We start from the raw sequence: 7,694 nt of genomic DNA on the forward strand, positions 1-7,694 counted from the left end.
AGGTCAACCACCAGCGCCCCCTCCGACACTGCCGCCAGACCCGCTTTTTTCAGACGCTCAATAACCGCTTCCATTTTATCGTTGTAAAACGATTCTCCCGTCTGATAATCAAAATGCACCCCCATCATTTCATAAACTTTATTGAACTCGGCCATCGACAAGTCTTTAAACTGCTGCCACAAGGCGAGCGTTGCGGCATCGCCGTCTTCCATCGCTTTAAACGCCTGCCGCGCTTCTTCGGATAACGCTGGCTCCGCTTCTTCCTCTCTGTGAAATCTGACATAGAGGTCATAAAGATATCTTACCGCATTTTTCTGCAGCTCGCGGTCGTCGCCCCACCGGCGAAATGCCACTATCATCTTGCCGAACTGGGTTCCCCAGTCGCCCAGATGGTTGATCCCGACCGGCGTAAAGCCAAGCTTCCTGAATATTCGATACAGCGAACCGCCTATCGCGGTTGAGCGCAGATGCCCTACCCCGAACGGCTTGGCAATGTTGGGAGATGAAAAATCTATGACTATATTTTTCCCGCGTCCCTCGGTGGAAGACCCGTATTCATTCCCAGACATTAGAATCGAGTGAATCGTCTCCCGCGCCAGAGCAACACCGTCAATCAAAATGTTGTTAAATCCGCCCACGGCCTGGAATGAAAGGCAGGAGTACTCGGTCTTCTTCTGGACAATTCGATTTTCTATTTCAGTCAACTGACGGTTTATCTCGTGGGGATTCTTCCCCAATTTCTTCGCCGCTTCGAAAAGAGGAAAGGCGTAATTCCCCATTTTGGGGTCTTTCGGCGGCTCCAGTCGCTGATAAATGCTCGGGACATCGAAGATACTTTCCGAAAGCGAAGGGACAGCAGTGAGCTCACCCATCGCCATAGAAATCACCTCCGCCGCAAGTTGTCGAAATCTATCTGTTCGCATTACTTTTGTTCCATCGTTTGAAAGATTATCTTTCCCTGCTCCCGGCGCATCGTGAAAAAGAATTTGTCATGCAGATTTTTTTCGAATTCGACCCCGAGTTCTCTGAAGAGGGAAGCGGTGAACTCCGCGCCATCCATTCCATTGACTTCTGCGAATTTCTCCGCCGGAAAGACAATTTTCTGAATCGGCGAGGCCTCTTCGCTCAGAATATCATAAATCCGGCCGGCATCAAACTGCCTCTCAGGATAAATTTCCCTGAGAACATAATGAATCTGCCGGGCTATTTCCTCTTTTTCCAGTCTGAAACCGCCGACTTCCATATCAAGTAACCTCTACAAGGTAATCTCTCCCCGCTTTTCGCTCGGAACTTCGGAAGAATAAATAATACAGAACCGCCGATGCAATATAAAGCGCCACTGCAATCAGCAGCGGCAAAGTATAACCATGCGTTTCAATCAGCCGTCCCCCGATAACGGTTGAAATCATCCAGGAACCGGTCCAGGAAAGGGTCAAAAGGGCATTAACCAGGGCATGTTCCATTCTGCCGACCATTTCCATGCTGAAATTGGTACCAATCGGCTGCGCCATATTCATCAGCGCTCCCCTCACCAGAAAGGCAACCACCGCCATCGGCAATGAATATGTAAATGCCAGTATTATCATAAACGGAATTGAGAGAAGTTCCGTTGCCACGATGGTTTTGACCATACCAATCTTTTTCGCCAGGACCGGTCCGGCCAGAATCCCCAGCAACATCGCCGTATTTACGGCAAAAAAGAGAAGTCCTATCTCGTCGGGCGATTGACGAAACCTGTCTCTGAAATATAAATTCAGAAACGGTATGATTAGCCCGGCGCCAATGCCGACCAGGAATTGGGGCAACAGAAGTTTCAAATAGAGCCGCGACTGTCGCCGCAGCAGCGACCAGGAGAAATCCGACTGGCGGTCTTCTTCGGTCGGAGCCGCCGCCTTTATAAGGGCGAAGGGAATCACCGCCGCAACGCCGCAAACAATGCTGATAATAAAAGTCCATTGATAAGCCTGAATTACATCGGCAAGCAGGGTTGTGAACCACGCCACCAGCCATCCGGAAATGACCGAGCCAACCATCCCCGCCAGGAGAAGTACCCCGAAATTGAAAGAGAAAACATAGGTTCTTTCTTCCGGCGTGGAATTGCGCATGAAGAACGGCGCCGCTGCAATCCGGTTAAAAGTTGCTGTCACCCCCAGCAGGAAGGACAGAAAAATCAACCAGTTGCTGATGCCCAGGCGCGAAATAGCGGCAATGATAGCCATGTAAATTATAGTTGAGCCGATTAGAACGAATTTCAGTCGTATCTTTCTGAGCGCAACGGCCGCCGGAATGGCGATGATAGCCGTCCCGAACGCTCCTGCCGAGAGGAATCTTCCTATGAAGGATTCCGCTCCACCCCGTTCCTTCAGGTAAAGATTAATCAGCAGCTGCGCTGTCGCGAATGTCAGCCCAATCAGGAAGGAACCGATAAGAAACAGCCGCACATTGCGCGAAAAGAGACCAATATGCCAGAGATAGTCCTTCAAAGAGCCGGCAATATGCCCATTCAGGTTCCTCAGTGGAGACAGCAGGTCTAATTGGTGATTTGATTTCGGTTGGGTGGAAGGCATATCAGTGCGATTCTATATTACAGATTCCCCGGCGCAGATGAATTCGACCGGTCCGGTCAAATAAATAAGGTCGTTATGGCGGTTCCACTCTATCTGCAGGGCGCCGCTGGGAAATAAAACCTCCACCTTGCGGTCCAGCAGACCATTTACCACCCCCGCCGCCACCGATGCTGCCGCTCCGGTGCCGGAGGAGCCGGTAGCGCCGGCGCCGCGCTCCCAGTCATTCAGACGGAGCTTGCGGCGATTTATTATCCGGGCAAATTCCACATTCGTTCGCCGTGGAAAATATTTCGAATGCTCAATCAAACTGCCCAATCTCTGCCAGTCAAAATCCAAACTATCGACAAACATTACCGCGTGGGGATTTCCGACCGAGAGAGCAGTAATTCTGTACCATCTGTTTCCAATTTTCAGCGGTCGGTTGATATGAAATTCATCCCGGCTCTTCATCGGTACCTTCTTTGCCGCAAATTCCGGTTTTCCCAGCGTCACCAATACCGAAAATCGATGACCTCTGGCTTCTATGATATTCGCTTCCGCCACGCCGTCCGCTGTTTCAATCGCGAGTTTTCTGCCGCGACGATATTTCTGATATCGATATGCCGCCACAATTCTCAATCCGTTCCCCGATTTCTCTGCCCAGCTGCCGTCAGAATTATAGACATCAACCCGGCAGTGAGCCCTTTTTGAATTTGATAGCCAGAGGACTCCATCTGCCCCGACTCCGAAATTGCGGCTGCATATTTTTCTGGCGAATTCCTCTATTTTCTGCGGAGGAATATGCCTGGTGACATTGTCAATCACGATGAAATCATTCCCCAGCGCATGGTATTTTGAGAATCTAACTCTGTTCATGCCCCATAAGATATCGTTCCACAAGTTTTTGTAAAGAGAAAAGCCCCGCAAAGTTACGGGGCTTCTCTGAATGAACTGAAATACTGAACTAACGAAGATTGTCCTTGATAACCTTGCCCAGCCTCTTGATTCCCTCGCTGATAGTATCTAAGGTGGCGCAAGAGAAGTTTAGTCGCAAGGTATTATCGCCGCGGCCGTCGGGATAGAACGGTTTCCCGTACACATAAGCCACTTTTTGGTCAATCGCCTGCGGCAGCATCTTCGAAGCCGAAATCCCTTCGGGCATCTCTATCCAGAGGAATAGTCCCCCTTCCGGTTTCGTCCATCTTAGTTCAGAGGGGAAATGCTTCTCCATCTCCTGAAGCATCAAGTTTCGTTTCTGGCCATAGTTTTCAATGAGCTTCTCAATATGCGGGTCGAGCTTCCCGGAATTTATAAATGCATATATCATGTACTGAGTAAAAGTATTGGAATGAAGGTCGGTGCACTGCTTAACCCGCTCAAAGATAGGCATGATCGTGAGCGGTCCGTTAATCCAGGCAATCCGGAGACCCGGCGCCATTATTTTGGAAAATGTGCCCAAAGAGATAACGGCATCGCCGCCGATTGACTTCATTGACGGAACCGGCTTGCCGGCAAATCGGATTTCCCCGTAAGGATTGTCGTCAATCAGCGGAATATTGTACTTCATCGCCAGTTCTACCAGAGCATGGCGACGCTCCTCCGACATGGTAATGCCGGTCGGATTCTGGAAAGTCGAAACAGTATAAATCATCTTGGGACGATATTTCTTGATAGCGCTTTCGACCTGCTCCACTTTCATTCCGTTCTCATCCATATCGACCGTGGCGTACCGCGCCTGGTAAAAGTTGAACGCCTGCAATGCCCCAACATAGGTTGGATATTCGGTAATGATATAATCTCCGGGACTGATAAAAGCCCGGGCGCAAAGCTCTATCCCCTGCTGCGAGCCGGAGGTTACCAGAATATTTTCCGTCTTGGTAGGAGAACCCTGGCTGGTCTCACGCTCCGCGATAGCATCACGCAGTGGCGTTATCCCCATCGATAGAGAATACTGCATCGAATCAGACTTATACGTATCAATCACCTCGGCGGCGCATCGTTTCATCTCCTGCAGCGGAAACATATCCGGAGCAGGAAGCCCCCCGGCAAAAGAGATAACGCCCGGACGCGACGATATCTTCAGGATTTCTCTAATTATGGAGTTTTCGAGGGATAAAACATGGGCGGCGATGTCCCATTTCTCAGGGGTCGCCTTGAAGTCAAAGGTCACTGGCTCTTTGCTCATAATAAATTGACTCTATCTCTTTTTTAGTTAAGTCATATCTAAAATGAAGATAACAAAAAGGAGTGCAAAGTCAATCTATAAACGTCACATCTTCTCTCCAGCGAACTTGACAATAGCATCGCCATACCTGTTTTTTATTTTATCTACCGCATTACTTGATAATTTCAATTTATCCATCTTGATATTCGACAACAAAGACAACTGTTTTTCTCCTGTTTTACTCAGAAGATTTGAGGCTTTTACCCCTAAAAGTCTTACTTTAACTTTAGGTCCATATTCTCTTGGAATTAATCTCTTAGAGGTCTCAAAAATAATCTTACATTGGTCGGTCGGAGTTGATATGGTTTTATCTCTGGTAACAGTATCAAATTCAGAGGAACGGATTTTAACCGAGATTGTCCTTGCTACAAAATTATCCCGACGCAATCGCCGCGAGACTTTATCCGATAACCAGAGTAAGGTGGCATAAATTTTATCTATATCCGAAAGGTCCGTCACCAGAGTCGTATCATGCGACATAGATTTATCATCCGGCAATTCATCACAAGATATTACTTCGGAACAATCCTCTCCCCTTGCCACTCGGGATAAATAGGCGCCGTTGACTCCAAAATATCCTTTCAAGACCTTTTCATCATATCCTGCCAGTTCGCCGACTGTATTAATCCCCAGTTTGCTCAGCGCCTTTTGTGTTTTCTCTCCAATACCCCAGAGTGAACTTACCGGTCGAGGATAAAACTCCTTTCTAAAATCCTCTCTATCCATAATGGTTATGCCATCCGGTTTCTTTTCCCCTGACGCCATTTTGGCTATCAACTTTGAGGGGGCAATCCCTACCGAACAAGTCAACGATAATTTCTCCCTTATCTCGGCTTTCATTTTCATCACCAGCGCTTCTGACGAATGGAAAATCCGATGACAGCCGGTGATATCTAAGAATGCCTCATCCACTGAGAACGGCTCCACTATCGGCGAATAATGCTCGAATATTACCTGAAGGACCGAGGCGGTATAGACATATCCTCCCAAACTGCCGGAAATTACAACTCCCTCCGGGCAAAGTTTTTTTGCCTGGGACATCGACATTCCCGATTTGACACCAAATTTTCTCGCTTCATACGAGCAGGTTGAAACCACCGAACGATAGCGGGGGTCGCCGCCTACAATCACCGGTTTTCCTTTCAATTGGGGGGCATTGCGGATTTCAAAGGCGGCAAAGAAGGCATCCATATCGACATGGACTATTACTTTCGGCCAGTCGCGGGTGCGGTCTATTCCACCCATATCTTGCTTATAGTCCAGCTGGTCTGACGCTCATCAAAGGTCAACTGGAAAAAATTGGAGGAGATATCGACGACGGCGTAATGATGTACTTTATAAGCGCCGATATCGGTTTTCCAGTCGCCGGTTACCTCACTGATTTTATAGACCCGCCCGTTCCAGCGAAAACGGGCCGGTTTCATTTTGTGGTTGGCAAATACCGCCACCACCTCTATCGGCTCATCCATATCCTGATACATTCTTCATCACTCTCCCCTTTTGGCTCTTTCCCGGCTACCCCCACACCCGCCCCAGCAGCGACACTACCGGCTCAAAACCGACCGGCATCAACAATAGCACCAAAACCATCCAGAAAACTCTCCTGAATCGCATCACAACCTCCGCATCAATCCCACCACTTTCCCGGCGATATAAAACTCCGGCGAGTTTCTGTCCACCAGGATCGGTTCATACGCTTCATTCTCCGGCTGAAGCCGCACGCTGCCTTCCTCCACAAAATACCGCTTCACGGTCGCCTCTTCCCCTATCACCGCCACCACTATCTCTCCCGGCTCGGCGCTCTTCTGACGTTTCACCAGCACCAGGTCGCCATCAAATATCCCGGCGTTTTTCATCGAATCCCCCTTCACCTTCAAAGTAAAGGTCTCACCTGATGGGAGAAAACTGGTGTCAATCGCTATCTCCCCTTCAATATTTTCCACCGCCGTTATCGGATTACCGGCCGGCACCGCTCCCACCAGCGGCACCCGCTTAATCGGACCGGCTAAACTGCGCGCCAATTCTATCCCCCGCGATATCAACTTCTGCCTCCGGATATACCCCTTCTTCATTAAAACTTCCAGGTGCGCCCGCACCCCATTGGTAGAACTGATACCAAACTTCTCCCCAATCTCTCGAATGGTCGGGGATTTCCCCCGCTCCGTAATCATTTTCTCGATATAATCGAGAATCTCCTTCTGCCTGCGGGTAAGTTTCCCCTTTACCGTCACGAGCTCCTCCTTATTTATATTCCCTGCTTTTCATATTTAGAACCATCTATATTGTTCCTTCATATTCTACTGCACAGATGTTCAGTTGTCAACAATAATTGTCGGATTCATGCCGGTGAAACTTAAATTGTGATATTCAAAAGTGATACCTCCCCCTCCCTACCGCCGCCACTCCGTAAAAAAATATTGATATGACAATTCAATTTGTTATAATAGGGTTTTACTTAAGGATACCCCATCATGAAAATATTGGTAGTTGGCGGCGGCGGAAGAGAGCACGCCATTATCTGGAAACTGAAGCAATCGCCCCTGGTCAGCAAGATATTTGCCGCCCCGGGAAACGCCGGCATCAGCCTCATTGCCGAATCGGTCGACATCAAAGCGGACAATATCAATGGCTTAGCCGATTTTGCCCGGAAAAACAGCATTGACCTGACCGTGGTCGGACCGGAGCTTCCTTTGACTCTGGGCATAGTTGACGAGTTTAACCGCCGCGACCTGCGCATCTTCGGTCCCACCCAATTGGCGGCTGAAATTGAAGGTTCTAAGGCGTTTGCCAAGGAATTCATGCGCAAGTATCATATCCCGACCGCCTCCTATCAGATATTCTCCGATTTGACCGAGGCGACCAAATTTGTCAAATCGGCGGCGTTTCCGGTAGTCATTAAAGCCAGCGGTCTGGCGGCCGGAAAG

9 protein-coding genes are annotated in these 7,694 nt (G+C 49.0%); 1 reads left to right on the forward strand and 8 read right to left on the reverse strand.

Going from position 1 to position 7,694, the window contains the following annotated elements; all coding sequences use genetic code 11:
* The 8 genes from argS to lexA all read right to left on the reverse strand — a co-directional run.
* On the reverse strand, positions 1 to 923 hold a 923-nt coding region (gene argS, locus AB1690_10265), incomplete at its 3' end, for an arginine--tRNA ligase (GenBank protein ID MEW6015695.1).
* On the reverse strand, positions 923 to 1,243 hold the full coding sequence (locus AB1690_10270; protein ID MEW6015696.1) for a hypothetical protein: 321 nt from the start codon (positions 1,241 to 1,243) through the stop codon (positions 923 to 925). The genes AB1690_10270 and argS, both read right to left, overlap by 1 nt.
* A 1-nt stretch (position 1,244) precedes the next feature.
* Complete coding sequence (locus AB1690_10275) at positions 1,245 to 2,567, reverse strand: MFS transporter (GenBank protein ID MEW6015697.1); 1,323 nt, start codon at positions 2,565 to 2,567, stop codon at positions 1,245 to 1,247.
* 12 nt (positions 2,568 to 2,579) lie between these two features.
* Complete coding sequence (gene dapF, locus AB1690_10280) at positions 2,580 to 3,422, reverse strand: diaminopimelate epimerase (protein ID MEW6015698.1); 843 nt, start codon at positions 3,420 to 3,422, stop codon at positions 2,580 to 2,582.
* A gap of 88 nt (positions 3,423 to 3,510) precedes the next feature.
* The gene (locus tag AB1690_10285) at positions 3,511 to 4,731 is read right to left on the reverse strand and encodes a PLP-dependent aminotransferase family protein (GenBank protein ID MEW6015699.1); all 1,221 of its coding nucleotides are present in this window, start codon (positions 4,729 to 4,731) and stop codon (positions 3,511 to 3,513) included.
* A gap of 84 nt (positions 4,732 to 4,815) precedes the next feature.
* On the reverse strand, positions 4,816 to 6,015 hold the full coding sequence (gene dinB, locus AB1690_10290) for a DNA polymerase IV (GenBank protein ID MEW6015700.1): 1,200 nt from the start codon (positions 6,013 to 6,015) through the stop codon (positions 4,816 to 4,818).
* Positions 6,003 to 6,251, reverse strand: a complete 249-nt coding sequence (locus AB1690_10295; GenBank protein ID MEW6015701.1) for a DUF6504 family protein — start codon at positions 6,249 to 6,251, stop codon at positions 6,003 to 6,005. The genes dinB and AB1690_10295 overlap by 13 nt, the downstream gene beginning before the upstream one ends.
* A 132-nt stretch (positions 6,252 to 6,383) precedes the next feature.
* The gene (gene lexA / locus AB1690_10300) at positions 6,384 to 7,001 is read right to left on the reverse strand and encodes a transcriptional repressor LexA (protein ID MEW6015702.1); all 618 of its coding nucleotides are present in this window, start codon (positions 6,999 to 7,001) and stop codon (positions 6,384 to 6,386) included.
* A gap of 240 nt (positions 7,002 to 7,241) precedes the next feature.
* Here lexA and AB1690_10305 point away from each other — a divergent pair.
* Positions 7,242 to 7,694, forward strand: a 453-nt coding sequence (locus AB1690_10305) for a phosphoribosylamine--glycine ligase (GenBank protein ID MEW6015703.1), incomplete at its 3' end; no start/stop codon positions are given.

It is taken from the genome of Candidatus Zixiibacteriota bacterium (assembly GCA_040753495.1).
In the GTDB taxonomy this organism is placed as follows: Bacteria; Zixibacteria; MSB-5A5; order GN15; family PGXB01; genus DYGG01.

What these genes read in the sequence shown, in the direction of transcription:
- AB1690_10295 (MEW6015701.1), bottom strand. Translation starts at nt 6,251, where the DNA reads ATGTATCAGGATATGGATGAGCCGATAGAGGTGGTGGCGGTATTTGCC.
- dapF (MEW6015698.1), bottom strand. Translation starts at nt 3,422, where the DNA reads ATGAACAGAGTTAGATTCTCAAAATACCATGCGCTGGGGAATGATTTC.
- dinB (MEW6015700.1), bottom strand. Translation starts at nt 6,015, where the DNA reads ATGGGTGGAATAGACCGCACCCGCGACTGGCCGAAAGTAATAGTCCAT.
- AB1690_10275 (MEW6015697.1), bottom strand. Translation starts at nt 2,567, where the DNA reads ATGCCTTCCACCCAACCGAAATCAAATCACCAATTAGACCTGCTGTCT.
- AB1690_10270 (MEW6015696.1), bottom strand. Translation starts at nt 1,243, where the DNA reads ATGGAAGTCGGCGGTTTCAGACTGGAAAAAGAGGAAATAGCCCGGCAG.
- AB1690_10285 (MEW6015699.1), bottom strand. Translation starts at nt 4,731, where the DNA reads ATGAGCAAAGAGCCAGTGACCTTTGACTTCAAGGCGACCCCTGAGAAA.